Origin of the sequence: Shimia aestuarii, from assembly GCF_022814865.1 — a bacterium.
In the GTDB taxonomy this organism is placed as follows: Bacteria; Pseudomonadota; Alphaproteobacteria; order Rhodobacterales; family Rhodobacteraceae; genus Shimia; species Shimia aestuarii_A.
On sequence record NZ_JAKVRD010000006.1, the window covers coordinates 169,001 to 195,544 of the forward strand.

Annotated in this window: 21 protein-coding genes and 1 tRNA gene; 12 read left to right on the forward strand and 10 right to left on the reverse strand. The window is 61.6% G+C overall.

What is annotated here, in order from left to right; all coding sequences use genetic code 11:
* The first annotated feature begins 8 nt into the window (after positions 1-8).
* The 5 genes from MK745_RS08475 to typA all read left to right on the forward strand — a co-directional run bounded on the left by MK745_RS08475 (position 9) and on the right by typA (position 3,837).
* Entirely contained in the window at positions 9-239 is a 231-nt protein-coding gene (locus MK745_RS08475; RefSeq protein ID WP_243612853.1) for a hypothetical protein, read from the forward strand.
* Positions 236-817 carry an HD domain-containing protein gene (locus tag MK745_RS08480; protein ID WP_243612854.1) on the forward strand — a complete coding sequence of 194 codons (582 nt, stop codon included), beginning with the start codon at positions 236-238 and terminating at the stop codon, positions 815-817. The genes MK745_RS08475 and MK745_RS08480 overlap by 4 nt, the downstream gene beginning before the upstream one ends.
* Before the next feature lie 116 nt (positions 818-933).
* The gene (locus MK745_RS08485; protein ID WP_243612855.1) at positions 934-1,554 is read left to right on the forward strand and encodes a YitT family protein; all 621 of its coding nucleotides are present in this window, start codon (positions 934-936) and stop codon (positions 1,552-1,554) included.
* Between the two features lie 66 nt (positions 1,555-1,620).
* On the forward strand, positions 1,621-1,956 hold the full coding sequence (locus MK745_RS08490) for a DMT family transporter (protein ID WP_243612856.1): 336 nt from the start codon (positions 1,621-1,623) through the stop codon (positions 1,954-1,956).
* A gap of 60 nt (positions 1,957-2,016) precedes the next feature.
* Positions 2,017-3,837 (forward strand): translational GTPase TypA, encoded by a 1,821-nt coding sequence (typA, locus tag MK745_RS08495; RefSeq protein ID WP_243612857.1) that lies wholly within the window; start codon positions 2,017-2,019, stop codon positions 3,835-3,837.
* A gap of 111 nt (positions 3,838-3,948) precedes the next feature.
* On the opposite strand, the gene MK745_RS08500 is transcribed toward typA, so the two are convergent.
* The 3 genes from MK745_RS08500 to recA form a co-directional block, all read right to left on the reverse strand.
* Complete coding sequence (locus MK745_RS08500; protein WP_243612858.1) at positions 3,949-4,236, reverse strand: DUF1330 domain-containing protein; 288 nt, start codon at positions 4,234-4,236, stop codon at positions 3,949-3,951.
* A gap of 78 nt (positions 4,237-4,314) precedes the next feature.
* Positions 4,315-6,987 carry an alanine--tRNA ligase gene (alaS, locus tag MK745_RS08505; protein WP_243612859.1) on the reverse strand — a complete coding sequence of 891 codons (2,673 nt, stop codon included), beginning with the start codon at positions 6,985-6,987 and terminating at the stop codon, positions 4,315-4,317.
* Positions 6,988-7,147: 160 nt separating this feature from the next.
* On the reverse strand, positions 7,148-8,230 hold the full coding sequence (gene recA, locus MK745_RS08510) for a recombinase RecA (RefSeq protein WP_243612860.1): 1,083 nt from the start codon (positions 8,228-8,230) through the stop codon (positions 7,148-7,150).
* Positions 8,231-8,424: 194 nt separating this feature from the next.
* Between recA and MK745_RS08515 the strand changes: the two genes are divergently transcribed.
* Positions 8,425-9,021 carry a gamma-glutamyl kinase gene (locus MK745_RS08515; protein ID WP_243612861.1) on the forward strand — a complete coding sequence of 199 codons (597 nt, stop codon included), beginning with the start codon at positions 8,425-8,427 and terminating at the stop codon, positions 9,019-9,021.
* Here the strand turns inward: MK745_RS08515 and MK745_RS08520 are convergent.
* From MK745_RS08520 to guaB, 3 genes are all read right to left on the reverse strand, one after another.
* Entirely contained in the window at positions 9,003-11,375 is a 2,373-nt protein-coding gene (locus tag MK745_RS08520) for a hybrid sensor histidine kinase/response regulator (RefSeq protein ID WP_243612862.1), read from the reverse strand. The two genes, MK745_RS08515 and MK745_RS08520, sit on opposite strands and share 19 nt — an antisense overlap.
* 99 nt (positions 11,376-11,474) lie before the next feature.
* Complete coding sequence (locus tag MK745_RS08525) at positions 11,475-12,635, reverse strand: RsmB/NOP family class I SAM-dependent RNA methyltransferase (RefSeq protein ID WP_243612863.1); 1,161 nt, start codon at positions 12,633-12,635, stop codon at positions 11,475-11,477.
* On the reverse strand, positions 12,635-14,083 hold the full coding sequence (guaB, locus tag MK745_RS08530; protein WP_243612864.1) for an IMP dehydrogenase: 1,449 nt from the start codon (positions 14,081-14,083) through the stop codon (positions 12,635-12,637). Before guaB ends, MK745_RS08525 begins: the two co-directional genes overlap by 1 nt.
* A 246-nt stretch (positions 14,084-14,329) precedes the next feature.
* Here guaB and MK745_RS08535 point away from each other — a divergent pair, with 246 nt between their 5' ends.
* Together MK745_RS08535 and MK745_RS08540 are read left to right on the forward strand one after the other, a co-directional pair.
* On the forward strand, positions 14,330-16,381 hold the full coding sequence (locus tag MK745_RS08535; protein ID WP_243612898.1) for an ASKHA domain-containing protein: 2,052 nt from the start codon (positions 14,330-14,332) through the stop codon (positions 16,379-16,381).
* A gap of 106 nt (positions 16,382-16,487) precedes the next feature.
* Positions 16,488-16,561 (forward strand) — tRNA-Gly (locus tag MK745_RS08540).
* Positions 16,562-16,569: 8 nt separating this feature from the next.
* On the opposite strand, the gene pgi is transcribed toward MK745_RS08540, so the two are convergent.
* The 3 genes from pgi to zwf are packed head-to-tail and all read right to left on the reverse strand — an operon-like array spanning position 16,570 to position 20,324.
* On the reverse strand, positions 16,570-18,192 hold the full coding sequence (gene pgi / locus MK745_RS08545; RefSeq protein ID WP_243612865.1) for a glucose-6-phosphate isomerase: 1,623 nt from the start codon (positions 18,190-18,192) through the stop codon (positions 16,570-16,572).
* A gap of 18 nt (positions 18,193-18,210) precedes the next feature.
* The gene (gene pgl, locus MK745_RS08550) at positions 18,211-18,882 is read right to left on the reverse strand and encodes a 6-phosphogluconolactonase (protein WP_243612866.1); all 672 of its coding nucleotides are present in this window, start codon (positions 18,880-18,882) and stop codon (positions 18,211-18,213) included.
* Positions 18,879-20,324 (reverse strand): glucose-6-phosphate dehydrogenase, encoded by a 1,446-nt coding sequence (gene zwf, locus MK745_RS08555; RefSeq protein ID WP_243612867.1) that lies wholly within the window; start codon positions 20,322-20,324, stop codon positions 18,879-18,881. Before zwf ends, pgl begins: the two co-directional genes overlap by 4 nt.
* On the opposite strand from zwf, the gene MK745_RS08560 reads away from it, so the two are divergent.
* From MK745_RS08560 to MK745_RS08575, 4 genes are all read left to right on the forward strand, one after another.
* Positions 20,323-20,475, forward strand: a complete 153-nt coding sequence (locus tag MK745_RS08560) for a hypothetical protein (protein ID WP_243612868.1) — start codon at positions 20,323-20,325, stop codon at positions 20,473-20,475. The genes zwf and MK745_RS08560 overlap by 2 nt on opposite strands.
* 19 nt (positions 20,476-20,494) lie before the next feature.
* The gene (locus tag MK745_RS08565) at positions 20,495-21,436 is read left to right on the forward strand and encodes a radical SAM protein (protein WP_243612869.1); all 942 of its coding nucleotides are present in this window, start codon (positions 20,495-20,497) and stop codon (positions 21,434-21,436) included.
* Between the two features lie 99 nt (positions 21,437-21,535).
* Positions 21,536-24,268: a DNA gyrase subunit A gene (gyrA, locus tag MK745_RS08570; protein WP_243612870.1), complete on the forward strand. Its 2,733-nt coding sequence runs from the start codon at positions 21,536-21,538 to the stop codon at positions 24,266-24,268.
* A gap of 259 nt (positions 24,269-24,527) precedes the next feature.
* Complete coding sequence (locus MK745_RS08575; protein WP_243612871.1) at positions 24,528-25,061, forward strand: hypothetical protein; 534 nt, start codon at positions 24,528-24,530, stop codon at positions 25,059-25,061.
* Positions 25,062-25,066: 5 nt separating this feature from the next.
* Here the strand turns inward: MK745_RS08575 and MK745_RS08580 are convergent, their stop codons facing one another.
* On the reverse strand, positions 25,067-26,542 hold the full coding sequence (locus MK745_RS08580; RefSeq protein WP_243612872.1) for a carboxypeptidase M32: 1,476 nt from the start codon (positions 26,540-26,542) through the stop codon (positions 25,067-25,069).
* Positions 26,543-26,544 lie beyond the last annotated feature (2 nt).

Consider the following 26,544-nt stretch of genomic DNA (forward strand, 5'->3'; position numbering starts at 1 on the left):
GGAGCGGCATGGCCTATTACGACGATATCGCCAACCGCCTTGCCCTCGACGTGATCGAAGCGCAGAAAGCCACAGGCGATCTGCAACTCATTCAGGACATCACCAATACCATCGAGGCCACGTCCTCGACCCTGCATGAGGCCTTCATGACGGCGGTGCGCGTCCACACCGCCGAGGAACGCGCCCGCAAACAGCTTGAGGACCGGCTCAAGGCCAAGGGATTCGAGCTCAAGCGATGAGCGACCGGCTCGACGCACAGCTTGCCTTCCTCGACGAGGCCGACCGACTGAAATCCGTGCTGCGCGCCTCAACGCTTCTGGACCGGTCGCGTAAGGAAAACTCTGCCGAGCATAGCTGGCATATCGCGCTCTATGCGATGATCCTTGCCGAACATGCCAACCGCCCCGTCAATATCGACCGGGTGATCCGCATGCTTCTTTTGCATGATCTGGTCGAGATCGACGCCGGCGACACCCCCATTCATGGCGCCCATGACGCGGCAGCGAAAGAGGCCGAGGAAATCGCCGCGGCGGACCGCCTCTTTGCGCTCTTGCCCGAGGATCAGGGCGCGGAGTTGCGCGCGCTCTGGAATGAGTTCGAGGCAGGCGAAAGCGACGACGCGATCTTTGCCCGTGCGATCGACCGGGCGCAGCCCTGCCATGGCAATCTGATGACCGGCGGCGGATCGTGGATCGAATATGACGTGACCGAAGAGCAACTCGAGGCCCGCGTCGGCACCAAGGTCAAGCGCGGCGCGCCTGCACTTTGGGATCATATCCAGCGCCGTGTGCGGGCATGGTTTGCGGACAAAAGGTAGAAATACCTCACCTTTTCAACTGCCTAATGATCACTCCTAAAGCGCGACACTTGGCAGCAGCCGTGTGACGCCGCGCCTTCTGGACAAACCTGGCCCGCGCGGTAAGAACCGGGCGCATGGCATTTCTTCTCGAAACACCCCCCGCCGATCGGCATTCGAAGTTCGAAGACCTTCAGGGCCTCGCCACCGGCACGCTTCTCATGGCGCTCTCGGTGCAGTTCCTGCAAGCCTCCGACCTCATCACCGGACAGGTCGCGGGCCTCTCGCTCCTCGTCTCTTATTGGGGCGGCTGGAGTTTCGGTGTGGTGTTCTTCCTCATCAACCTGCCCTTCTACGCGGTGGCGATTTACCGGATGGGCCTTGTCTTCACGCTCAAAACCTTTGCCGCGGTCGCGATCCTCACCGGCTGGACCTTCCTGTTGCCGCAGGGCATGAGCTTTGCCTTTCTGCATCCGCTGGCTGGTGCGGTCCTCGGTGGGGTGAGCGCGGGTGCAGGCCTTCTCATCCTGTTTCGCCACGGCGCCACGCTCGGCGGGGTCGGGATCGTTGCCGTCTGGCTTCAGGACACGCGCGGTATCAAGGCGGGCAAGGTGCAGCTTGGCTTTGACGTTTGCGTCTTTGCCCTCGCCCTTGCCCTCTTTCCGGTGGTGACGGTGTTCTATGCGCTCATCGGCGCCGCAGTCACCAATCTCGTGATCCTCACCAACCACCGCCGCGACCGCTATATCGCGCGCTAGAGCCTGCGGATTGCGCCAAAGGCCGCGACAGGCTAGGACCGTCTCAGCCCCGACAGGAGACGCGCCATGGCCAAGGTCTATGCCATTCTCATGCTCGCCGTTCTAAGCGAGACCATCGCCACCTCGGCGCTTCATGCAAGCCAGCAGTTTACCCGGCTTTGGCCCTCGGTGATCGTTGTCATCGGATACGCGATTTCCTTCTACCTCCTGAGCCTCACACTCAAGACACTGCCGGTCGGCATCATGTATGCGATCTGGTGCGGCCTCGGCATCGTCTTTGTCGCCATTATCGGCTATTTTGCCTTTCAACAACGACTCGACCTGCCCGCGATCCTCGGCATCGGGCTGATCCTGTGCGGCATTGTGGTCATTAACCTGTTTTCCGAAAGCGCAGGCCATTAAGGGGCTAGCCTTTTCCGTGTCCGCGCTATAGGCGAAGCTCGAACAGGAAAGGCATATCTGATGGACCTTCGTAATATTGCGATTATCGCGCACGTTGACCACGGCAAGACGACCCTTGTCGATGAGCTTCTGAAACAGTCCGGCGCGTTTCGCGAAAACCAGGAAGTGGCCGAACGGGCCATGGACAGCAATGATCTCGAGCGCGAACGCGGGATCACCATTTTCGCCAAGCCGACCTCGGTCGAGTGGAAAGACACGCGGATCAACATCGTCGACACCCCCGGCCACGCCGATTTCGGCGGCGAAGTCGAGCGCATCCTGTCGATGGTTGATGGCGTTGTCCTGCTCGTCGATGCCGCCGAAGGCCCGATGCCGCAGACCAAATTCGTGACCTCCAAGGCGCTGGCGCTTGGCCTGCGCCCGATTGTGGTCCTCAACAAGGTCGACAAACCCGACGCCGAACCCGACCGCGCGCTGGACGAGTGTTTTGACCTCTTCGCCTCGCTCGATGCCAACGAAGATCAGCTCGACTTCCCGCATATGTATGCCTCGGGCCGCAATGGCTGGGCCGATGCCGAGCTGGACGGGCCGCGCAAAGACCTGCACGCACTGTTCAACCTCATCGTGAACCACGTGCCCGCGCCGAAACAGGTCGCGCACCAAAAAGACGATTTCCGTATGCTGGCGACGACGCTTGGCTCGGATCCCTTCGTGGGCCGCATCCTGACCGGCCGCGTCGAGAGCGGCACGCTCAAGGTTGGCGCGACGGTGCAGGCGATCTCGCGCATTGGCCAGAAGATCGAGCAATTCCGCGTCACCAAGATCCAAGCCTTCCGTGGCCTTGCCCAACAAGACATCGAAGAAGCTCAGGCCGGCGACATCGTGTCCATCGCGGGCATGTCCAAGGCAACCGTGGCCGATACGATCTGTGCGCTGGCCGTTGATACGCCGCTTGAGGCACAGCCGATCGACCCGCCGACGATCACCGTCACCTTCGGCATCAACGACAGCCCCCTTGCGGGCCGTGATGGCAAAAAGGTTCAGAGCCGCGTGATCCGCGACCGCCTCTACAAAGAGGCCGAATCCAACGTCGCAATCAAGATCGCCGACACGCCGGGCGGCGAGGCTTTCGAGGTTTCGGGCCGTGGCGAACTCCAGATGGGCGTTCTGATCGAGAACATGCGCCGCGAAGGCTTTGAGCTTTCGATTTCGCGCCCGCAGGTCATCATGCGCGAAGAAGACGGCCAGAAGATGGAGCCGGTCGAAGAAGCCACCATCGACGTGGACGACGAATATTCCGGCGCAGTGATCGAAAAACTCACCGGCGCGCGCAAAGGCGAGCTTGTCGAGATGCGCCCTGCAGGCGCAGGCAAGACCCGCATCATCGCCCATGTGCCGTCGCGCGGGTTGATCGGCTATCACGGCGAATTCCTCACCGATACGCGCGGCACCGGTGTTCTCAACCGCGTGTTCCACGGCTGGACCCCCTATAAGGGCGCGATCCCGGGCCGTCGCGCTGGCGTGCTGATCTCGATGGAAGATGGCGAGGCCGTGGCCTACGCACTCTGGAACCTCGAAGATCGCGGCAAGATGATGATCGGCGCACAAGAGAAGGTCTATCAGGGCATGATCATCGGCGAACATAGCCGTGAAAATGACCTCGAGGTGAACCCGCTCAAGGGCAAGAAGCTCACCAACGTGCGCGCCTCTGGCACGGACGAAGCGGTGCGCCTGACGACGCCGATGACGCTTAGCCTCGAAGAGGCCATCGCCTATATCAACGATGACGAGCTTGTCGAAGTCACCCCAAATAGCATCCGCCTGCGCAAACGCTATCTCGACCCGCACGAGCGCAAGCGCATGTCGAAGGCGCAGGGATAAGAAAATCTTCTAGAAGAGTCTGCCTCTGGCCTCTTTTCTAGAAAAAGCGACACCATGAAAAAGCCCCGGATCATTGATCCGGGGCTTTATTTTTGCCGTGTAAGGCGTTGTTTATTCGTTTATTTCCACAACCATGAGCTCACGCTCAGAAGCATCGCGCGCATGGCTCAACGCTTGTTGGTAGTCGTCGCTATTGTAGCAGTCGACTGCCGCCTCGACGCTCGGGAACCGCGCCACAACATTGCGCGGCCGTTCCTGTCCCTCAAGCTGTACGAAACGGCCACCGCGGGCAATGAAATGCCCGCCATGTTTGGCAATCGCCGGTCCGGCCAATTCGGCATATTTGCCATAGGCCTCGGCGTCGGTCACGGTCACATGGGCGATCCAGAGTGCGGGCATCGGGTATCCTCCGAGTTAGAGATTTTCCGACAGTGTAAATCCCCTGCCGGAAAACCCAAGCCCTTATTGACCAAATGGTCAGCCAGCGATCACCGCTTCAGCAGCGGCAATGGCCGCGTCTGAATTGGTGGAATCCTTGGCGCCGCCCTGCGCCATGTCGGGACGGCCACCGCCGCCCTTGCCGCCAAGCGCCTCTACCGCCGCCTTGACGAGATCGACCGCCGAGACGGTATCGGTCAGATCATCGGTCACGCCCGCAGCCACGGCGACCTTGCCGCCATCATCGGCAATAAGCAGCACCGCGCCGCTCTCAAGGCGGGTCTTGTGCTCGTCGATGAGCGGGCGCAGGTCTTTGCCGGACACGCCGGTCAGAAGCTGTGCGAAATATTTGACGCCGTTCACGTCCTTCGCCTCTGCGCCGCCGCCCTGCCCCGCGCCACCGGCCATCGCCAGCTCGCGGCGCAACTGCGCGACCTCGTTTTGAAGCGACTTGCGTTCATCCAGAAGCGCCTTCAGTCGATCCGCGACATCCGCCGGCTGCGCCTTGAGCGTCGCCGCAACCTCGGCCATGCGGTTGGCCTGATCCTCAAGATAGGCAAAGGCCGCCTCGCCCGTCAGCGCCTCGATCCGGCGCACACCCGCCGAAGACGCGCTATCGCCCAGAAGGACAAACACGCCGATATCGCCGGTCTGTTTCACATGCGTGCCGCCGCAAAGCTCGATCGAATAAGTGTTGCCGTCAAAGCCCTTGCCGGTATTGGCGCGCCCCATGGACACGACCCGCACCTCGTCGCCGTATTTCTCGCCAAAGAGCGCCTGCGCCCCGATCTCGCGCGCGTCATCCGGCGTCATGATCCGGGTTTCCACCGCGCTGTTCTGGCGGATATAGGCGTTCACATCGGTCGCAACCTTGTGAATTTCCTCGGCCGAAAGCGCCTTGGCATGGCTGAAATCAAAGCGCAGGCGGTCGGCCGCATTGAGCGAGCCGCGCTGTGCCACGTGATCGCCAAGCGTCTCGCGCAGCGCCTCATGCAACAGGTGCGTCGCCGAGTGGTTCGCCCGGATCGCGCCACGGCGGCTATGGTCAACCTCCATCAGCACCGGATCGCCCTTGGAGATCGTGCCGCGCGCGACAGTGACCTTATGCGCCAGAAGCTTGCCATCCGCGAATTTCTGCGTGTCCGCAACATTGGCAACCTCGTCGCGGTTCTCAAGCCGACTCACGATGCCGGTATCGCCAACTTGGCCCCCGGATTCGCCATAAAACGGCGTCTGGTTCATCACCAGCCAGCCCTCGGCGCCCTCGGCAAGCGTATCCACCCGCGCGCCATCGGCGATGATCGCGACGACCTGCCCCTCGGCGCTCTCGGTGTCATACCCGAGGAATTCGCTCGAACCCTGCTCTTCGGCAATGTCGAACCAGATCGCATTGTCCGCCGCATCGCCCGATCCGGACCAGGCGGCGCGCGCCTTAGCCTTTTGCTCGGCCATGGCCGCGTCAAACCCGTCTGTATCGACCGCGCGGCCCTTTTCGCGGAGCGCGTCCTGCGTCAGGTCAAGCGGGAAGCCATACGTATCATAGAGCTTGAAGGCCGCCTCGCCCGGCAGCGGCGCATCTTCGGCCAGCCCGTCAAGCTCGTCATCCAGAAGCTTCAAACCGCGATCAAGCGTCTGCTTGAACCGGGTTTCTTCAAGTTTCAGCGTCTCTTCGATCAACGCCTGCGCACGACCAAGCTCCGGATAGGCTTGCCCCATCTGGCTTACGAGCGAGGGCACAAGCTGGTGCATGACCGGGTCTTTCGCACCAAGAAGATGCGCGTGTCGCATGGCGCGCCGCATGATCCGGCGCAGCACATAGCCACGGCCATCATTGGACGGCATCACGCCATCGGCAATCAGGAACGAGGTCGAACGCAGGTGATCCGCGATCACCCGGTGATGCACATTCTTGTCGCCAAACGGATCGGTCGAGGTCACGCCCGCCGACGCCTCGATCAGCGATTTAAACAGGTCGGTGTCATAGTTGTCATGGCTGCCTTGCAGAAGCGCGCCAATCCGTTCCAGCCCCATGCCGGTGTCGATCGACTGCATGTCGAGATCGACCATAGAGCCGTCCTCGAACTGTTCGTTCTGCATGAAAACGATGTTCCAGATTTCGATGAACCGGTCGCCGTCCTCTTCCGGGCTGCCCGGAGGGCCACCCCAGATATGGTCACCGTGGTCATAGAAAATCTCGGTGCAGGGACCGCAAGGACCGGTCGGGCCCATCTGCCAGAAGTTGTCGGAGGTCGCGATGCGGATGATCCGGTCTTCGGGCACACCGACCTTTTTCCAGATTTCAAACGCCTCGTCATCGGTATGGTAGACGGTCGTGTAGAGCTTCTCTTTCGGAATTTCGAATTCCTTGGTGATGAGCTCCCATGCAAACGGGATCGCCTCTTCCTTGAAATAATCACCAAAGGAAAAGTTGCCGAGCATCTCGAAGAACGTGTGGTGACGCGCGGTATAGCCGACATTGTCGAGGTCGTTGTGCTTGCCCCCGGCGCGCACGCATTTCTGCGCCGTGGTGGCGCGCACATAGTCGCGCTTGTCGACCCCGGTAAAGCAGTTCTTGAACTGCACCATGCCCGAGTTCACGAACATCAGCGTCGGGTCATTGCGCGGCACGAGCGGGCTCGACGGCACGACCTCGTGACCCTGCTTGGCAAAATAGTTGAGAAAGGTCGACCGGATGTCGTTCAGGCTTGGCATGTGCGGCGTCTCTCGCGTGTGTTTTCAAGGCGTTTCAAGGGGGTTTACTCCCCTCAAACGCCCCTGTCCACAGCACTTGCACCGCACCAGAGCGGTGCCGCCAAAGAAAAGGCCGCCCCGCTGAACGGGACGGCCCTTGTCAGTGTCGCAGGCGAGAGGCTCAGGCCTCGTCTTCCATCAACGAGTCATTGTCCTCAACCCCTTCGGGCATGTCGAAATCAAGCCCGTGCGCGGCGCGGATCTTGTCTTCGATCTCATAGGCTACTTTCTTGTTTTCCTTGAGGAAACCCTTGGCGTTCTCGCGGCCCTGGCCGATGCGTTCATCGCCATAGCTATACCACGAGCCGGATTTTTCGACGACGCCCGCCTTGACCCCAAGGTCCAAAAGCTCGCCCGTCTTGGAAATCCCTTCGCCATACATGATGTCAAATTCGACCTGCTTGAAAGGCGGTGCGACCTTGTTCTTGACGACCTTGACGCGGGTGGCGTTTCCGACAACCTCGTCGCGGTCCTTGATCGCGCCGATGCGGCGGATGTCGAGGCGCACGGAGGAATAGAACTTGAGCGCGTTGCCGCCCGTCGTGGTTTCCGGGCTGCCGAACATGACGCCGATCTTCATCCGGATCTGGTTGATGAAGATCACCATGCAGTTGGAGCGCGCGATGGAGCCGGTGAGCTTGCGCATGGCCTGGCTCATCAGACGGGCCTGAACCCCGACCGAGCTATCGCCCATATCGCCTTCGAGTTCCGATTTCGGGGTCAGCGCGGCGACCGAGTCGACCACTACCATGTTGACCGCGCCAGAGCGGACCAGCGTGTCGGTGATCTCGAGCGCCTGCTCGCCGGTGTCGGGCTGCGAAATCAGCAACTCGTCAAGATCAACGCCAAGCTTCTTGGCATATTGCGGATCGAGCGCGTGTTCGGCGTCGACAAAGGCGCAGACGCCGCCCTTTTTCTGTTCCTCAGCGATACAATGCAGCGTCAGCGTTGTCTTGCCCGAGCTTTCAGGACCATAAATCTCGATGATGCGGCCCTTGGGCAACCCGCCGATGCCGAGCGCGATATCAAGGCCAAGCGACCCGGTCGACGTTGCCTCGATTTCCTGCGCCGGATTGTCGGCGCCGAGCTTCATGATGGAGCCCTTGCCGAACTGGCGTTCGATCTGGGCCAGGGCGCTGTCGAGCGCCTTTTGTTTATCTGCGGATTTCTTGCTGCTCATCTCGAAAAGTTCTGCCGTTGCCATTGCGTCGCTTCCTTATTCCATAGACCGCCGAGGGCGGCAATGATCGCGTTTGTTCTCGCCTTGTTCTCACATTGTATGAGATCAAAAGGAGAACATTTCAATAGAAATTTATGCAAAACAACTTTTGCCGGAACCGGTTAAGGGGTAGTTTACAAGCAGAAAAAACGAATAATTGAGTGATTTGAGGCGTATAGATGCTTGTCTTTTGGAACGAGAAACTCGTCTTCCTGTCGGTTCCCAAGACGGGAACAACAGCGATTGAAAAGGCGCTTGCGCCGCGGGCGGCGATGGTGATCTCGAATCCCCCCGAACTCAAGCACGCGCCGGTCTATCGCTATAACCGGTTTTTCCGCCCCATGTTCGAGAAGGCCTGTCGCGAGGAAAACATGGAAACCATGGCGGTGATGCGCGAACCGATAAGCTGGCTCGGGAGCTGGTATCGTTATCGCCAACGCGATTTTCTCAAGGGGAAGGCCAATTCGACCTTCGGCAAGAGCTTTGACGAGTTCGTCGATGCCTATTGCAAGGGCGACAAGCCCCCTTTCGCCAATGTCGGCAGCCAGGCGAAATTCCTCGAACCGCGCCCCAATGGCACCAAGGTCACGCATCTGTTCCGCTACGAGGATCAGGACCGGATCATCGGGTTCCTCGAAGATCGCCTCAACACCAAGATCTCGCTCGGACAGGAAAACGTCTCGCCGCGCATGGCGCTTGAGATTTCGCCCAAGGTAGAGGCCAAGCTGCGCCGAAAATGCGCCGAGGAATTCGAACTTTACGAGAGTATTTCCTGAGTCTCCGGCATCGGCTCGGGCGGCGCGGGTCGTGGCAGGTCCGGTGGCGTGTCCGGCACCGGCTCGGGCAACTGCGCCAGCACCAGGCTCGTAAGGTCGGTGAGCGAGAACGGCTTGGGCAGAAAGACCGACTGCGAGATTCGCGCCTGCTTGTCGGCAAAGCTCTCCTCGGCATATCCCGACATGAAAACGACCTTCACGTGTGGCCGCGATTTGCGCGCCTTGGCGACCCAGCTTGGCCCGTCCATGCCCGGCATGACCACGTCCGACACAAACAGATCGATCACCAGATCGGGATCGTCGAGCAACTCCAGCGCCTCTTCGCCCGACCCGGCCTCGAGCACGGTAAGCCCGCGCAGGCGCAAGGCACGCGAGGCAAAGCTGCGCACCGGGGCCTCGTCCTCGACCAATAGCACAACCCCACCCTTCGGCGCTGCGATCCGGGTATCCTGCCCACTTGGTTTTTGCGGGATGGCAGCATCGTAGAGGTCATGTTTGGGGAAGATCAGGGTAAAGCACGTCCCCGCCCCCGCCTCGCTATCAACAAAGATGTAGCCGCCGGTCTGTTTCACGATGCCATAGGCCGTCGACAGACCAAGCCCAGTCCCCTCGCCCGTGCGCTTTGTGGTAAAGAAGGGTTCGAACACCTTCTGTAGCTTGTCGGGCGGGATGCCGACGCCCTCATCCTTGACCCGGACACAGACATAGTCCCCCGGCGGCACCGTGGCACGGTCGCGTTCGAGCGGATCGCGCAGGCGCAGCCGTTCGGTCTGGATCGTGACCTCGCCGCCGTCGGGCATGGCGTCGCGCGCGTTGACCACGAGGTTCATCAACACCTGCTCAAGCTGGCGCTTGTCGGCACGCACGGCTTCAAGCTTTGGGTCGTGAATGAGGCTAAGGCGGACCTTCTCGCCCACGAGCCGATTGAGCAGATGCGTCAGATCGGCCAGCGTGTCGCGCAGGTCAAGCACCTCGGGGCGCAGGTTCTGCTTTCTCGAAAAGGCCAGAAGCTGCCCGACGAGCGCCGCCGCACGGTTGGTGTTCTGGTTGATCTGCATAAGGTCGCCGTAGTCCGGGTCGCCCTGATCGTGTCGCAGCAAGAGAAGATCGCAATGCCCCGAAATCGCGGTCAGCAGATTGTTGAAATCATGCGCAACCCCCCCGGCAAGCTGTCCGATGGCCTGCATTTTCTGGCTCTGGACGAATTGCGCCTCGAGTGATTTCAGCTCGGTCGCGTCGCTTAGGACGGCGATGAGCACGATCTCCCCCTCTTCGACCGCGCGGCTCAGGTTGACCTGAACAAAGACCTCGCGGTCCTTGCGCGTCAGGCGCAGGAATTCCGAATGATGCTTGCCATGGCCCGCCGCCGCCTCGGCGAGCCAGTCCTGGATCGACCGACCAAGCCCCTCCATCAGGGTTGAAATCTCCGTGTCGCGACCGGCCGGAAGGTGCACCAAGTCGCGCGCCGCGCGGTTGGCGCTGCGCACCCGACCATCAACAGCGATCTTCAACAGCGCCACAGGAAGGCCCTCGAACTGCGCCTCGCCGCCCGCCGGGGTTGGCGCGTCGGTCGGCAAGAGATAGATCTCGCGACGTCCGGCCCCGATGGAGAATTCGGCCACGAGGCAATGCTGGCCGCCGCGTTCTGTCACCACGGTATTGATCTCGCCGACCCGCGGACCGTCGTCGCCAAAAACATCGCGCAGCGCGGTGCGCCGTCCGCCGATCACATCGCGCGCCGCGGCATTCATGAACAGGATCGCACCCTTGGCGCTTACGGTGAGCATCGGCAGGCGCGGCACCCCGGCGCTTTCCCGCTCGGCAAGCGATACCTCGCGCGCGATCTGCCATTGAAAATACCCCTTGGGAAGACGTGTGACATGAAGGTCAAGCCGCCCATCACGGCGCGGGATCGCCTCTTGCGCGCTGCCGTCCTGCGCGGCGCGTTGCAACAGTGTGGTGACAAGTGCCTCGGCATCGGCCACCTCACGCTCTAGGCAAGCCGCGAGCGTCCCGGCCCCATTGGCCGAGGTCGTACCAGCGCGGTTCGCGGCGAGGACTTCACCGCTGCGATTGCTTAGGTATTGTTGGTGCGGGCCAAGCGCCACCATCGCGCCAAGCGCCTCGGACAGAAGCCGCGCCGTGCGACGACGCCACCGCCCCACGACCCAACTCAGCCCACCAGCGCAAAGGATGACAAGACCACCGACCGCCAAGATCAACCGCAACTCGTCATGGACGAGGAGCGCTGCACAGAGAAACAGCGCCGCCGCCAGGCCCCAGAGCAATCCCGAACGCACTTCACGACGCACGACCTGCGTCTCGCAACCAGAGTCCAGTGCCGTAAGCGCCACCGCGGCCCTCCTATGCCAATCCTTGCCCAAGCATCAGGCGAAAAGATTAACACCGGATTAAGCTGAAAACTACTTAAAGTTGAAATTTATGATCGACAATCACGCCCGGCACAACTGCGCAACAAAGAAGCCATCACAGCCATCGGCCAGCGTCCAGTGTCGCGAGAGGTCAAGCTGCCAATCCGGGTGGTCCGCTAGGAAGGCATCGACCTGCGCGCTATTTTCTTCAGGCAAGAGCGAACAGGTCGCATAGACGAGCCGCCCCCCCTCGGACACCAGCCCCGCCGCCTCCCGAAGGATCGTCGCCTGCACCGGCAAAAGCGCCGCGAGATCGGCTTCGGAAAACCGCCATTTCGCATCCGGCGTACGTCGCCATGTGCCACTCCCGGAACACGGCACATCGCAGAACACGAGGTCATAAGGCGCCTTGGCCCGCACATCCGGCGCCTCAAGACAGGCCACAGTCACCCCGGCCCGTTTGGCGCGGTCCGGTAGGTCGCGCATCCGCCGCGGCTCAATATCATGGGCAAAGAACGTGCCCTGACAGCGCCCTGCCATGGCGAGCGTCTTGCCCCCGCCCCCGGCGCAATAGTCGAGCACGCGCGCACCATCCGACAGGGAAAGCGCGGCAATCGCCGCTTGGCTCGACGCGTCCTGCAATTCCACCAGACCGTCGCGATAGGCCGCGCTTTGCGCCACGCGCCGCGCGCCTTCCGTGACTTCGAGCGCGGTTTCGGCCAGCGGCGAGGTGACGGTCTCGATCCCGTCTTTCTGCAATGCTATGGCGGCTTTTTGCGGTGTCGTCTTGCGCAGGTTCACGCGCAGAAAGACCGGGGCACGATGGCGCATGGCCTCCGCATTGGCTGCGAAATCCTCTCCGAGCGCCGCTTCCAAGCGCGGGATGATCCAGTCCGGCAAATCGACCGCCACAGGCCGGGATGCAGCCAGCGCGGCACGCTCGTCCTCGCTTAGGGGGGCAGGCCCATAGGGGCGACCGTCAAACAGCGGTTCGAGATCGGCCCCGTCCTGCGCCAACAGCCCAAGCATCAAGGCCCGGCCTGTTTCGGCAAGGCCTTCAGGCATCACAGAGCGCCGCCGCCGCAACACGTCATAGACATGATCGCGCACCGCCGCCCGGTCCTTGGACCCGGCAAAGCGCGACGCGCGCGCCCAACGGGTCAGAACCTGCTCGGCAGGGGCCCCTGCGAGGATCTCGTCAAGGCACTCTGCCGCCGTCTGAACCCGTGCCGCCGGTGTCATCAGCCGATCCGGTAGTTCGGGCTCTCGCGGGTGATCTGCACGTCATGCACGTGGCTTTCCTTGAGGCCCGCGCCGGTGATCTTCACGAACTGAGCGTTCTTGCGCATGTCTTCCACGGTGGCGTTGCCGGTATAGCCCATCGCTGCGCGCAGACCGCCGACAAGTTGGTGGATGACCGCACCCGCCGCGCCTTTATAGGGCACCTGCCCTTCGATTCCTTCCGGCACAAGCTTGTCGCTCGCCGCGTCTTTCTGAAAGTAGCGATCCGCCGAGCCGCGCGCCATGGCGCCAAGGCTGCCCATGCCGCGATAGGATTTGAACGAGCGGCCCTGATAAAGGATGACCTCGCCCGGGCTTTCGTCGGTGCCCGCGATCATCGAGCCGACCATCGCACAGGACGCGCCCGCCGCGATGGCCTTGGCAAAATCGCCCGAGAACTTGATACCGCCGTCGGCGATCACCGGCGTGTCACCGGCCGCCCCGGCGCAATCCATGATCGCAGTCAGCTGTGGCACGCCAACGCCCGCCACCATCCGCGTGGTACAGATCGAGCCCGGCCCAATGCCGACCTTGACCGCATCCGCACCCGCATCAATGAGCGCCTTGGTGGCCTCTGCGGTCGCCACGTTGCCCGCGATCACCTGCACGGCATTCGATTGCGCCTTGATCCGTTTCACCGCTTCGATAACGCCCGCAGAATGGCCATGCGCCGTGTCGACGACAACGATATCCACGCCCGCATCGACGAGCTGCTCGGAGCGTGCGAACCCGCTATCGCCAACCGACGAGGCCGCGGCGACACGCAAGCGTCCAAGATCATCCTTACAGGCTGTGGGGTTCAGAACCGCCTGTTCCGTGTCCTTGAGCGTCAATAGCCCGGTGAGCTTGCCCTTGCCGTCGGTGACCAGGAGTTTCTCGATCCGACGCGCACGCATCAGGCTCTTAGCCTCTTCGCGGTCCGCCGGTTCCTGAAGCATGGCGAGGTTTTCGGAGGTCATCACCGCGCTGACCGGCATTTCATCCGACGTCGCAAACCGCATGTCGCGGTTGGTCACGATGCCGACCACATGGCCCTTTTCGTCGACCACCGGGAAACCGGTAAAGTTATACCGCTCCACCAAGGCCTTGGCGTCACCAATGGTCTGATCGCGGCGCAGGGTCACGGGGTTGTAGACGATGCCGGACTCAAACCGTTTGACCCGCCGCACTTCGCGCGCCTGCGTCTCGGCGTCGAGGTTCTTGTGGATCACCCCCATGCCGCCCGCCTGTGCCATGGCAATCGCCATGCGCGACTCGGTCACCGTATCCATGGCCGAACTCAGAAGCGGGATATTGAGCGCGATGCTCTTGGTTACGCGCGTCCGCGTATCCGCCGTCGTCGGCAGCACTTCGGACGCCGCCGGAACAAGAAGCACATCGTCAAAGGTAAGGGCCTCACGAATCTTCATCACACATCTCCTAGGATGACCTCGTTTGGCGCTTCCCTATTACATGGCTGGACCCCGTGCGAAACCCCCAATTTCACCACGCGCCGCAATCCAGCAGGTTCTGACGCCCCGCGCAGCTGCCACATTGTGCACCGAACAGGCAGACGTGCCGCAAGCGGACAAGATCATGCCGCACCTTGCCTTTCCCGTCGCGCCACGCCAGTTATTCTGACATGCGCGCGAACAAGGAAAACAGGTAGCATGACGATGAGCGACCAGAGCAGCGATCCCCTCGTGATCTTCACCCCCTCGGGCAAACGCGGACATTTCCCGGTCGGCACGCCCGTATTGACCGCTGCGCGACAGCTCGGGGTCGATCTCGATTCCGTGTGTGGCGGACGCGGCATCTGCTCCAAATGCCAGATCACCCCCTCCTATGGCGAGTTCTCCAAACATGGCGTGACCGTCAAGGACGATGCGCTTTCGGAATGGAACGCCGTCGAACAACGCTATGACGACAAACGCGGCCTCGCCAAGGGCCGGCGTCTGGGATGTCAGGCGACGGTGCAAGGCGACGTGGTGATTGACGTGCCCCCCGAAAGCCAGGTGCACCGCCAGGTCGTGCGCAAGGCCGCCTCTGCGCGCGAAATCATCATGGATCCCGCGACGCATCTCTATTTTGTCGAGGTTGATGAGCCCGACATGCACGAGCCCACCGGCGATTTCGAACGGCTCGAGCGTGCGCTGCGCGAACAATGGCAGATCGAAGAGATCTCCGCTGACCTCACCCTGCTCTCGCGTCTGCAAGAAGTGCTGCGCCGGGGCAAATGGTCGGCGACCGTCGCGCTGCATCAATCCCATAAGGACGAGATCCCGAAACTGGTCGAGATATGGCCCGGTCTGACCGAAGACCGTATCTATGGCCTCGCCATCGACCTCGGTTCGACCACCATCGCCGCGCATCTCTGTGATCTGCGCAACGGCGAGGTCAAGGTCTCCTCCGGCGTCATGAACCCGCAGATTCGCTTTGGCGAAGACCTGATGAGCCGGGTTTCCTACGCGATGATGAACCCCGGCGGCGAGGTCGAGATGACCACCGCCGTGCGCACCGCGATCAATGGCCTCACGGAATCCATCGCCACCGAGGCCGGTATCCGACCGTTCCAGATCCTTGAAACGGTCTTTGTCTGCAACCCGGTGATGCATCACCTTCTCATGGGGATGAACCCGGTCGAGCTTGGCCAGGCGCCCTTTGCGCTGGTGACCTCGGAATCGATGTCCCTGCCCGCCCGCGACCTTGACCTCACCGCGATGAACCCCAACGCACAGGTCTATGTCCTGCCCTGCATCGCGGGCCATGTCGGGGCCGACGCCGCCGCCGTGACGCTTGCCGAAGCGCCGGACAAATCCGAAGACCTCGTGCTTGTCGTCGATGTCGGCACCAACGCGGAAATTCAGCTTGGCAACAAGAGCCGCGTCCTTGCCTGCTCCTCGCCCACTGGCCCGGCTTTCGAGGGCGCACAAATCTCCTCAGGCCAGCGCGCCGCCCCCGGCGCCATCGAGCGGATTGAAATCAACCCCGAGACCAAGGAACCCCGCTTCCGCGTCATCGGCTCTGACCTCTGGTCGGACGAGGACGGCTTTGACCTCGCCATCGCCACCACCGGCATCACCGGAATCTGTGGCTCTGGCATCATCGAGGCCGTCGCGGAAATGCGTATGGCCGGGCTTCTCGACTCGCGCGGCCTCATCGGCTCTGCCGCGCAGACCGGCACCGAGCGATCCGTCCCCGAGGGGCGCACCCATGCCTACCTGATCCATGACGGCACCGCCGAAGGCGGCCCCAAGATCATGGTGACCCAAGGCGATATCCGCGCCATTCAACTTGCCAAATCCGCGCTTTACGCAGGTGCGCGCCTCCTGATGGACGAGATGGGCGTGGATAAGGTCGACCGCGTGGTCCTCGCCGGCGCGTTCGGCGCACATATCTCGACCAAACACGCCATGGTGCTTGGCATGATCCCCGATGCGCCGCTCGACAAGGTGACCTCGGCGGGCAACGCTGCGGGCACCGGCGCGCGGATCGCGCTCTGCAATGTCGGCGCGCGGCGCGAGATCGAGACCACGGTGCGCAAGATCACCAAGGTCGAGACCGCGATCGAGCCGAAATTCCAAGAGCATTTCGTCAACGCCAACGCCATCCCGCATGCCACCGATCCCTTCCCGGAGCTGGCCAAGGTGGTGACCCTCGCCGATCTCGACTTCAATACGGGCGGCGGCGGTGAAGGCGGCGGGCGTCGTCGGCGGCGCCGGGGCTAAGGCGCACCACCGCGATACGGACGCAATACCGACGTGATACCGACGTTGGTTTTTCGTCCATTTCGCTTGACGCGCCCCGGCGGTTTGACTACCTCAGCGGTCGAGCGCGGGTATGGTGAAAAGGTATCACGCGAGCTTCCCAAGCTTAAGTTACGGGTTCGATTCCCGTTACCCGCTCCATCGCCTCCCTAGCCCTTTCGACAGGTCCGGATATAGTCCAACAGCGCCGCTGTGGACCCGCTCGCCCCTTGCGGCAGCGCCCCACCTTCAACCGCCGGGATCAGCATGCCTGCAAGCTCTTTGCCAAGCTCGACACCCCATTGATCATAGGGGTTGAGACCAAGGATCACGCCCTCGACAAACACCCGATGCTCATAAAGCGCGATGATCTGGCCAAGGACAAACGGGGTCAGTTTCGGATAGAGCAACGTGGTCGAGGGACGGTTGCCTGAAAAGACCTTGTGCGGCGCGAGCTCATCCGCCTCACCTTCACTCTTTCCCTTATCCATCAACTGTTTGCGCGCCACTTCTAAACTCCGCCCCTGCAACAGGGCCTCGGACTGCGCAAGGCAATTTGCCACCAGCGCATCATGATGCGCCTGTAGCTCCGGTTCGTGCCCCTCGGCCCCAAGCAGGAACTCGCAAGGCACAATATCGCGGCCTTGATGGATCAATTGGAAAAAGGCGTGCTGTCCGTTCGTGCCCGGCTCACCCCAGACGACCGGCCCACCGCCATGCGGCAATGGGGTGCCATCCGTCCCGACGCTCTTGCCGTTCGATTCCATCTCAAGCTGTTGAAGATAGGCCGGAAGCCGCGCCAACCGTTGCTCATAGGGAATCACGGCCCGGGTCGCATAGCCACAGAATTTCTGATGCCAAAGCCCCACCAGCGCGAGCAGGACCGGCAGGTTCTCCGCCAAGGGCGCAGAGGCGAAATGCGCATCCATCGCAGCCCCCCCCTTGAGGAATGCCTCCCAATCCTCTTCCCCCACCGCCAACATCACAGCAAGCCCGATCGGGCTCCAGACCGAATAGCGCCCACCGATGTATTCGCCAAAGCCAAAGACGTTTTCATCTTTGATTCCAAAGCGTTTCGTCTCGTCCAATGCAGTCGAAAGCGCCACGAACCGATCCAGCGGCGCGTCACAGCCAGCCGCCATCCAGCGCAGCGCCGTACGCGCATTCATCATCGTCTCGAGCGTCGTAAAGGTCTTGGAGGCGACAATCACAAGGGTTGTTTCGGGATCAAGCGGTTGCAATGTGTCATGGATATCGGCGCCATCCACGTTCGACACGAAATGACACCGCGGCCCATCTGCATAGGGCGCAAGCGCCTGCGCCACCATGGCCGGGCCAAGGTCTGAGCCACCGATACCGATATTGACCACATCGGTGATCCGCCTGCCTCCTCCGGGCCACTCCCCGCTCCGCACGGCGTTCACGAACCGGACAAGCCGGTCATGCGTAGCCCGCGCCTCGGCGATGACATCGTGATCCTCAAGCAGGATCGCGCCGTCCGGTGCACCTGTCGCCATGGCCCGCAACGCGGTGTGCAACACTGCCCGATCCTCCGTGCGGTTGATGCGGACACCGCTCATCATCGCCTCACGCCGCGCCACCACACCTGCCTCTTCCGCGAGCTTCAGGAGCGTTGCAAGACATTCTACATCAAGGTTCGTCTTGGAGAAATCAAAGTGCAGCCCGTCCACATCAAGGGAGAACGCCTCTGCCCGCGTCGGGTCTGCGAACAACACTTCAGAGATCGAGCGTGTCTTGACCTTGCCGTGCAATGCTTGAAGTTTTGCCCACATATCTTTGTTTTACAAACCTTATTCTGACCAGTGTATCTTCGCATCCTGCAAGATGACCCGGATCGGGGCCTCTTGCGGCGGCAAATGCCGTGCCGCCTCGATCGCGTTGCGTTTTTGTGCCCCGGTGATCAAGACATGTTTGGAAAGCGCCCCATCAAGAATCCGCGCCGAAAGCGACAAGCGCGTTTCCTCAAGGTCTGCGCGCCGGATCGGCACAAGGATCGGCGCCTTGGCCGCAAGCGCCTCTTCCAGCCCGTCCGCGCCGGGAAAAAGCGATGCCGTATGCATATCATCCCCCATCCCCAGAATGGCGACGGCAAGCGGCAGTTCCGGCGCGATCATTGATTCCAACTCGGCCAGAACCTCTTCTGGTTCATGCGCCGGGGTATAGAGCGGCAGGAACCGGGCCTTCGCCGCACGATCCACAAGAAGCCGATCCTTGATCAGCCGCGCATTGGAGCGCGGGCTGTCTTCCTCCACCCAACGCTCATCCGTCGGCACCACGTCGACCCGCGCCCAGTCGATATCCGCCGCACAGAGCGCATCAAAAACAGGCCCCGGCGTCGTCCCGCCCGGCACAGCAAGGCAGACCCGCTTTTCATGGTGAAGCGCCTCGGCAAGTTCATCTGCGATCTGGTTGGCAACGTCGATCGCCATCATATCGCGGTCGGAATAGGGTGTGATCTTCATGGATGGATCCCCCGCCATTCGCGCCGGTCCCGCCGCGTGAGTTGCACCGCGCCATCCGGCCCTGTGGTAAAGGCGTCATAGGGTTTCGGCACGTCGCCGCGCGATTCCCAGCCGCGGATGATCGGATCGGTCCAGGCCCAAGCCGCTTCAACCTCGTCATTGCGCATGAAGAGCGTCTGATTGCCCCGGATCACATCAAGGATCAGCCGTTCATAGGCATCCGGCGCATCGGCCCCATCTCCAAGCGCCTCGGCAAAGCTCATGTCGAGCGGTACGTCAATCAGGCGCATGCCCCCCGGCCCCGGCTCTTTGATGGTCACATCAAGGGTGATACCCTCATTCGGCTGAAGCTGGATCGTAAGCTCGTTATTGTGCCGCCCGGCATCGGGGCCAAATATCGAATGCGGCGCGTCTTTGAACACCACGGTGATTTCGGAAGAGCGCGTCTTGAGGCGCTTGCCCGTGCGCAGGTAGAACGGCGTCCCCGCCCATCGCCAATTGCTCACATGGCATTTCAGGGCGATGAAACTCTCGGTCTTGGAGCGTTCATTCTCAACATCTTCGCGGTAGCCCGGCACGCCATCGGCAGCCGTATACTGCCCGCGCACGATATGGTGTGGCTCTACCGGGTCGAGCGCGCGGATCACCTTGAGCTTTTCGTCGCGCACGGCGTCGGGGTCGAATTTCGCAGGCGGCTCCATCGCGATGAGACAGAGAAGCTGCATCATGTGGTTCTGCATCATATCGCGCATCGCGCCCGCGTTCTCGTAATAGGCCGCGCGGCCACCAACCCCGACCGTCTCGGCCACGGTGATCTGGATATGGTCGATATATTGCGCGTTCCAAAGCGGCTCGAAAAGCATATTGCCAAATCGCACCGCCATCAGGTTCTGGACCGTTTCCTTACCGAGGTAGTGGTCGATCCGGTAGATCTGGCTTTCGCCGAAATGCCGGGTCAGCACCGCGTTGAGCGCCCGCGCTGTCTCGAGGTCATGGCCAAAGGGCTTCTCGACCACGATCCGTGAATGCTCATCCGCAAGCCCATGCGTCTTGAGATTGGCGGCGAGGTCGGCAAAAAGGCTCGGCCCCACCGAGAAATAAAAGGCCCGCACACGCCCCGGCACCATCTTTTCCTTAAGTGGCTGCCAGCCTGTCTCTCCGCGCGCATCAAGCGCGACATAGTCGATCCGATCAAGGAACCCCTCGAGCGTTCGACCGCCGCGCGCAACGCCCGCCTCCTTGAGTGCGACGCGCACCACCTCGAGATACTCCTCGCGGCTCAACGCGCTCCGCGACGCACCAATCAGGCGCGATTCGCCCGGCATCTGCCCGGCACAAAAGCGTTTGAACAGCGCCGGAAGGATCTTGCGCCGCGCCAAATCGCCTGTGCCACCAAAGATGACAAGGTCGAAAACCTCTACCGGGACAGTGCGTGGGGCCATGAATCCATTTCATCCTGTGCAGTCCGCAGCAACGCTCAGGCGCGGCTTTGGCGTGTTCTTCAACTCTAACAGCCTTATGCTGCATCACAACTATGTCACCGATGGGGAAACCTGTTTCAACGCCAATGCTTGGTTGCTAGCACTATTGTGAGTGAGGAAAGGTAGGCACGATGAAAGACCAAGCAAACCTCGGAAAATTCGCGGATCCCCATGTCACGGCGGATGGAGACACCCGCGCACATGTCCCCCTAAGCCGCCCCGAGACGCTCTGGTTCAATACCGGCACGCTCTGCAATATCGAATGCGAGAACTGCTATATTCTCTCGTCACCGACCAATGACGCGCTGGTGTATCTGCGCAGCGACGAGATGCGCCCCTATCTTGACGAACTGGAAGAGCGCGACTGGAAAGTGCGCGAAATCGGGTTTACGGGCGGCGAGCCCTTCATGAACCCCGACATGATCGACATGGCGCGCATGGCGCTCGAACGAGGCTATGAGGTGTTGATCCTGACCAATGCCATGCTGCCGATGATGCGCCCGCATGTGAAAGCGGGCCTTCTCGAGCTGCACAAAGATTTCGGCGACAAGCTCACGCTGCGAATTTCGCTGGATCACTGGAGCGAGGAAAACCACGACGCGGTGCGCGGCGTTGGCGGGTTCAAGCGCACGCTTGAGGGCATGTACTGGCTGCGCGACAACGGGCTGCGCATGACCGTGGCGGGCCGCACGATCTGGGAAGAAAGTGAGGCCGAGTCGCGGGCTGCCTATGGCCGTCTTTTTGCAGAGCACGGTTTCGCAATTGACGCGATGCACCCCGGTGAAACGGTGCTTTTCCCGGAAATGGATGAAAGCGTCGAGGTGCCCGAGATTACCACAGCCTGCTGGGACATCCTTGGCAAAGCGCCGGAAGACGTCATGTGCGCCTCGTCACGTATGGTCGTCAAACGCAAGGGCGCGGCGTCCCCTGCGGTCATTGCCTGCACGCTCCTGCCTTATGAGCCAGAGTTCGAAATGGGACGGACGCTTGAAGAGGCCGAAGCACCCGTGCAACTCAACCACCCCCATTGCGCCAAATTCTGCGTCCTTGGCGGCGCCAGCTGTTCCGCCTGACGCTGCGCTGTTTGTCCGGCTGTCGCTTGCCCCGAAATCTGGTGGCTGCTATAAGCATGACAACAATATGAAGAGCGCCAGACAGAAGCGAGCCGTTACGTGAGCGATACACCGGAAACCCCTGAAAACGAAGAAGAAACCGGCCACGCGTATATGCCGCATGATGGCCCCTCGATCACGATCGAGGAGGAAATGCGCAGTTCGTATCTCGACTACGCCATGAGCGTGATCGTGAGCCGTGCGATTCCCGACCTCCGCGACGGTCTGAAACCGGTGCACCGGCGCATCCTTTACGCCATGCACGAGACCAATAACGCGCATGACAAACCCTATCGCAAATCGGCCCGCCCGGTCGGCGATGTCATGGGTAAATACCACCCCCATGGCGACAGCGCGATCTACGACGCCCTTGTGCGCATGGCGCAGGATTTCTCCATGTCGCTGCCGCTTCTCGACGGTCAGGGCAACTTCGGCTCCATGGACGGCGATAACGCCGCTGCCATGCGCTATACCGAGGTCCGCATGGACAAGCCCTCGGCCTTTCTACTGGCCGATATCGACAAGGACACCGTCGATTTTCAGGACAACTATGACGGCAAGGACCGTGAACCGACGGTCCTTCCGGCGCGTTTCCCCAATATGCTCGTCAATGGCGCGGGCGGTATCGCCGTCGGCATGGCAACGAATATCCCGCCGCATAACCTTGGCGAAGTCTGTGACGCAACGCTGGCCCTGATCGAAGAGCCGGACCTGACGAGCGAAGACCTGATCGAGTATATTCCGGGGCCAGATTTCCCAACCGGAGGGATTCTCCTTGGCCGCTCCGGTGCGCGTAAGGCGTACCTCGAGGGGCGCGGAAGCGTCATCATCCGCTCCAAGACCCATGTCGAGGAAATCCGCAAGGATCGCTACGCCATCGTCATCGACGAGATCCCCTATCAGGTCAACAAGGCCGCGATGATCGAAAAGATCGCCGAACAGGTGCGCGACAAAAAGATCGAGGGCGTCGCCCATGTGCAGGATGAATCCGACCGTGTCGGCGTGCGCGTGGTGGTCGAACTCAAACGCGATGCCACGCCGGATGTGGTCCTGAACCAGTTGTTCCGCTTCACGCCGATGCAGACCTCCTTTGGCTGCAACATGCTGGCGCTCAACGGTGGCCGCCCGGAACAGCTCACGCTGCGCCGATTCCTTACCTCCTTCATCGACTTCCGCGAGGATGTCGTCGCCCGGCGCACCGCCTATGACCTGCGCAAGGCGCGCGAACGCAGCCATGTGCTCTGTGGTCTCGCCGTCGCGGTTTCCAATGTCGACGAGGTCGTTGCCACGATCCGTTCTTCGGCGGACGCCGCAGAAGCGCGCCAAAAGCTGATGACCCGGCGCTGGCCGGCGGCAGATATCGCCGCCTATATCCGTCTCATCGACGATCCGACCCATACGATGAACGACGACGGCACCTATAACCTCTCCGAGACGCAGGCCCGCGCGATCCTCGAACTGCGCCTGCAACGCCTGACCCAGATCGGCGTCAAGGAAGTCACGGACGAACTTGAAGAACTGGCAGGTAAGATCAAGGAATACCTTGAGATTCTCGGTTCTCGCGAACGTATCATGGGGCTGATTGCCGATGAACTTCGTGAGGTGAAAACTCAATTCGCCGTGCCGCGTCGCACCGAGATCGTCGACTGGTCTGGCGACATGGAAGACGAAGACCTGATCGAGCGCGAGGATATGGTCGTGACCGTGACCTCCGGCGGCTATATCAAGCGCACCCCGCTCGCCGATTTCCGCGCCCAGAAACGCGGCGGCAAGGGTCTCTCGGGCGGCACGCTCAAGGATGATGATGTTGTAACGACGCTTTTCGTCGCCAACACCCATACCCAGCTCCTCTTCTTCACCACCGAGGGCATGGTCTACAAGCTCAAGACCTGGCGCCTGCCGCTCGGCGGGCGAACCTCCAAGGGCAAGGCGATCGTCAATATCCTGCCGATCCCACAGGGCGTCTCCATCGCGGCGATCATGCCCGTGGATGTTCCGGAAGAAGACTGGTCTGACCTGCAAATCGTGTTCGCCACCTCGGCGGGCAACGTGCGCCGAAACGCACTGTCGGATTTCACCAACGTCATGCGCAACGGCAAGATCGCGATGAAGCTCCCCGAGGGGATCGAGCTCGTGAACGCGCGTATCTGTAGCGAAGACGATGATGTGATGCTGGTGACGCAATCGGGCCGCGCAATCCGCTTCCCGACAACCGAAGTGCGCGTCTTCAAGGGCCGCGATTCGACCGGTGTACGCGGGATTCGCCTTGCCGAAGAGGATCGCGTGGTTTCCATGTCGGTGATCCGTCACTTCGAGGCGAGCGCGGATGAACGCGCCGCCTACCTCAAGATGCGCCGCGCCGTGGCCGGTGTGACAGAGGACGAAGGCGACGAGGATGATATCTCCGTCGAGGGCGCGATCAGCCCGGAACGCTATGCCGAAATGTCTGCCGCAGAGAACCTGATCCTGACCATCACATCCGGCGGCGCGGGCAAGCTCTCGTCGAGCCATGACTACCCGGTTCGCGGCCGTGGTGGCCAAGGTGTGGCGGCGATGGATAAGGCGATGCGCGGCGGCGTCCTCGTGGCGTCCTTCCCGGTCGAGCTTGTCGACCAGATCATGCTTGCAACCTCCACCGGCCAATCGATCCGCGTTCCTGTCGAAGGCATCTCCTTCCGCTCGCGCTCGGCTGGCGGCGTGCGCGTCTTCAACACCAGCAAGGGCGAAGAAGTCGTCTCGGTGGCTTGGATCGCGGAACAGGGCGACGATGAGGACGGCGACGCAGAAGGCTGATCGTCGCATCCGACCGACAGAGACATTGGAGAAAGCGGGCACATCGTTGTGGCCGCTTTTTTCGTTTTCCGGAGAATTTACAGAGATCTTTTCGCATTTTGGCCCCATTCCGCCCACATTTGCGTGATGGAACAGAGGGTGGAGTTCCACGCCCTCTCGCACCGGGGCTTGTCTCGCACCAAAGGATCGGCCGGAAAGACAGACTATGCACATGCGCGCCCAGGCGAATAAACCCTCGTTTCAGATCAAGGATCGCTTGATGCGTGTGCTGGTGGCCTCTTATCTGATGGCGGCGAGCGTCGGCATTGCCCCCGGCCCCGACCTTGTGCCGATCTTTGCGCAATTCATGCCCCTCACATGGGCGACGATGGCCGGCACGGCGATGCTGTTCCTTCTCGCCTATGCGATGATGGCGGGGATATGGCTCCGGATCACCATTCTGGCACTTGCGATCATCCATGTCGGCTCAAGCTTCATGGAGAATTTCATCTTCGCCCAATCCCCCGATCTCGGCACCATGTGGCAGGATGTGGTGGTGCTCTGCGCATTGATGCAAAGTCTGATCCACCTCACCAACCGGGAGTTGCGCGCCTCTTCCATTGTGCGCCGCAAGAAACATGTGCGCCGACTCGAGGCGGGCGATCCGCTTGGCCGGCTGCGGCCCGATGGTCTGCCTGAACGTGTGCAGACCCCACCTTTGACCACGCCGCCCAAGCCGAAACCCGAGAAAGCCAAGACACCCGCGCCGCAGAAGACGGCGCAGGACGACGATATCGTCAATATCTTCGCCTGATCCGGTCAGAGGCCGTATAGCGCGGTGAATTTCGTCTCAAGATAAGACAAGAGCGGCTCTGGCGACGGGACCATACCGCTGGCGTCTTCGATGGTTTGCGCCGGGGTCTTCAGCCCACCGTGCCGCTGTACATTCTCGCGCAGCCACGCCGTCGCAGCCAATGTATTCCCCTTGGCCAGACGCGCATCAAGGTCCGGCACGTCCCGCCGCAGCGCCTCATGCAGGCAGCCCGCGTAGACATTGCCAAGGCTGTAGGTCGGGAAATACCCGAAAAGGCCCACCGACCAATGCACATCCTGCAAGACCCCGTTTGAGGGCTTGTCGACGCGATAGCCGAAATCCGCTTCAAACCGGTCATTCCACGCCGCTTCGAGATCGTCCACCTCAAGATCGCCACCCATCAGCGCGCGCTCAAGATCGAAGCGCAGCATGATATGCAGGTTATATTGCACCTCGTCCGCCTCGGTGCGGATATAGCCGCGATGCACCGCGTTGGCCGCCCGACAGAAGGCATCGGCATCCGCAACACCAATATCGCCGAACACCGTGCGCATCTCGTCAAAAAGCCAGCCGGTAAAGGCGCGGCTGCGGCCAAGCTGGTTCTCGTAAATGCGGCTTTGGCTCTCATGTACCCCCATCGAGACCCCCTGCCCAAGCGGCGTCAGCGCATAGGCATCGTCGATCCCCTGCTCATAGCAGGCATGACCGACTTCATGGATCGTCGAATAGAAACAGTTGAACGGATCGTCCGCGCTGGTGCGGGTGGTGATGCGCACGTCATGGCCAGAGCCGGAAGAGAACGGATGCACCGCCTTGTCGATCCGCCCCATGTTCAGGTCATAACCGAATTGCTCGGCAAGGCGGCGGGTCAACGCCATCTGGGCGTCTTCTGGAAAAGCACCGCGAAGCTTTGGTCCCGGCCCCTTCTCGAGCACCGCCGCCCGCAATGCAACGAGACGCGGGCGCATGGCGTCGAACATTGCCTGCAACGTGGCCGCCTTCATCTCCGGCTCATAGTCGTCGATCATCGCGTCATAGACATCGCCACCATCTGCGAGCGCCTGCCCTTCCTCACGCTTGAGCCGCACAACCTCTTTCAGAACCGGCAGGAACGCCGCCACATCCTCGGCGGCGCGCGCTTCGGCCCATTGCCCCTGTGCCCGACTCGTGACCCGCGCGATCTCAGTCGCGAGCGCCGCCGGCACCTTGCGCGCGCGGTCATAGGATTTGCGGATATGGCGCATCTGCGCCTGACCAACCGCATCAAGCGTTGCGTCTTCGATCTGACCGAGCCACGCGCCAAGGCGCGGATCGGTGCGCCGGGCGTGCAACACGCTCTGCATCGCCGCCATTTCTTCGGCCCGCTGCCCGGCCGAGCCGCGCGCCATCATGGTTTCCTGATCCCAACCGAGCCGACCGGCCACCTGCCCCAACGCCTCGGTCTGCTGTTGGAACGCCATCAACTCATCATATGCAGTCATCG

Excerpts from the sequence above, each read along its gene's own strand:
- MK745_RS08475 (WP_243612853.1), top strand. The coding sequence starts at position 9 with ATGGCCTATTACGACGATATCGCCAACCGCCTTGCCCTCGACGTGATC.
- MK745_RS08480 (WP_243612854.1), top strand. The coding sequence starts at position 236 with ATGAGCGACCGGCTCGACGCACAGCTTGCCTTCCTCGACGAGGCCGAC.
- MK745_RS08485 (WP_243612855.1), top strand. The coding sequence starts at position 934 with ATGGCATTTCTTCTCGAAACACCCCCCGCCGATCGGCATTCGAAGTTC.
- MK745_RS08490 (WP_243612856.1), top strand. The coding sequence starts at position 1,621 with ATGGCCAAGGTCTATGCCATTCTCATGCTCGCCGTTCTAAGCGAGACC.
- typA (WP_243612857.1), top strand. The coding sequence starts at position 2,017 with ATGGACCTTCGTAATATTGCGATTATCGCGCACGTTGACCACGGCAAG.
- MK745_RS08500 (WP_243612858.1), bottom strand. The coding sequence starts at position 4,236 with ATGCCCGCACTCTGGATCGCCCATGTGACCGTGACCGACGCCGAGGCC.
- alaS (WP_243612859.1), bottom strand. The coding sequence starts at position 6,987 with ATGCCAAGCCTGAACGACATCCGGTCGACCTTTCTCAACTATTTTGCC.
- recA (WP_243612860.1), bottom strand. The coding sequence starts at position 8,230 with ATGGCAACGGCAGAACTTTTCGAGATGAGCAGCAAGAAATCCGCAGAT.
- MK745_RS08515 (WP_243612861.1), top strand. The coding sequence starts at position 8,425 with ATGCTTGTCTTTTGGAACGAGAAACTCGTCTTCCTGTCGGTTCCCAAG.
- MK745_RS08525 (WP_243612863.1), bottom strand. The coding sequence starts at position 12,635 with ATGACACCGGCGGCACGGGTTCAGACGGCGGCAGAGTGCCTTGACGAG.
- guaB (WP_243612864.1), bottom strand. The coding sequence starts at position 14,083 with ATGAAGATTCGTGAGGCCCTTACCTTTGACGATGTGCTTCTTGTTCCG.
- MK745_RS08535 (WP_243612898.1), top strand. The coding sequence starts at position 14,330 with ATGAGCGACCAGAGCAGCGATCCCCTCGTGATCTTCACCCCCTCGGGC.
- pgi (WP_243612865.1), bottom strand. The coding sequence starts at position 18,192 with ATGTGGGCAAAACTTCAAGCATTGCACGGCAAGGTCAAGACACGCTCG.
- pgl (WP_243612866.1), bottom strand. The coding sequence starts at position 18,882 with ATGAAGATCACACCCTATTCCGACCGCGATATGATGGCGATCGACGTT.
- MK745_RS08560 (WP_243612868.1), top strand. The coding sequence starts at position 20,323 with ATGAATCCATTTCATCCTGTGCAGTCCGCAGCAACGCTCAGGCGCGGC.
- zwf (WP_243612867.1), bottom strand. The coding sequence starts at position 20,324 with ATGGCCCCACGCACTGTCCCGGTAGAGGTTTTCGACCTTGTCATCTTT.
- MK745_RS08565 (WP_243612869.1), top strand. The coding sequence starts at position 20,495 with ATGAAAGACCAAGCAAACCTCGGAAAATTCGCGGATCCCCATGTCACG.
- MK745_RS08575 (WP_243612871.1), top strand. The coding sequence starts at position 24,528 with ATGCGTGTGCTGGTGGCCTCTTATCTGATGGCGGCGAGCGTCGGCATT.
- MK745_RS08580 (WP_243612872.1), bottom strand. The coding sequence starts at position 26,542 with ATGACTGCATATGATGAGTTGATGGCGTTCCAACAGCAGACCGAGGCG.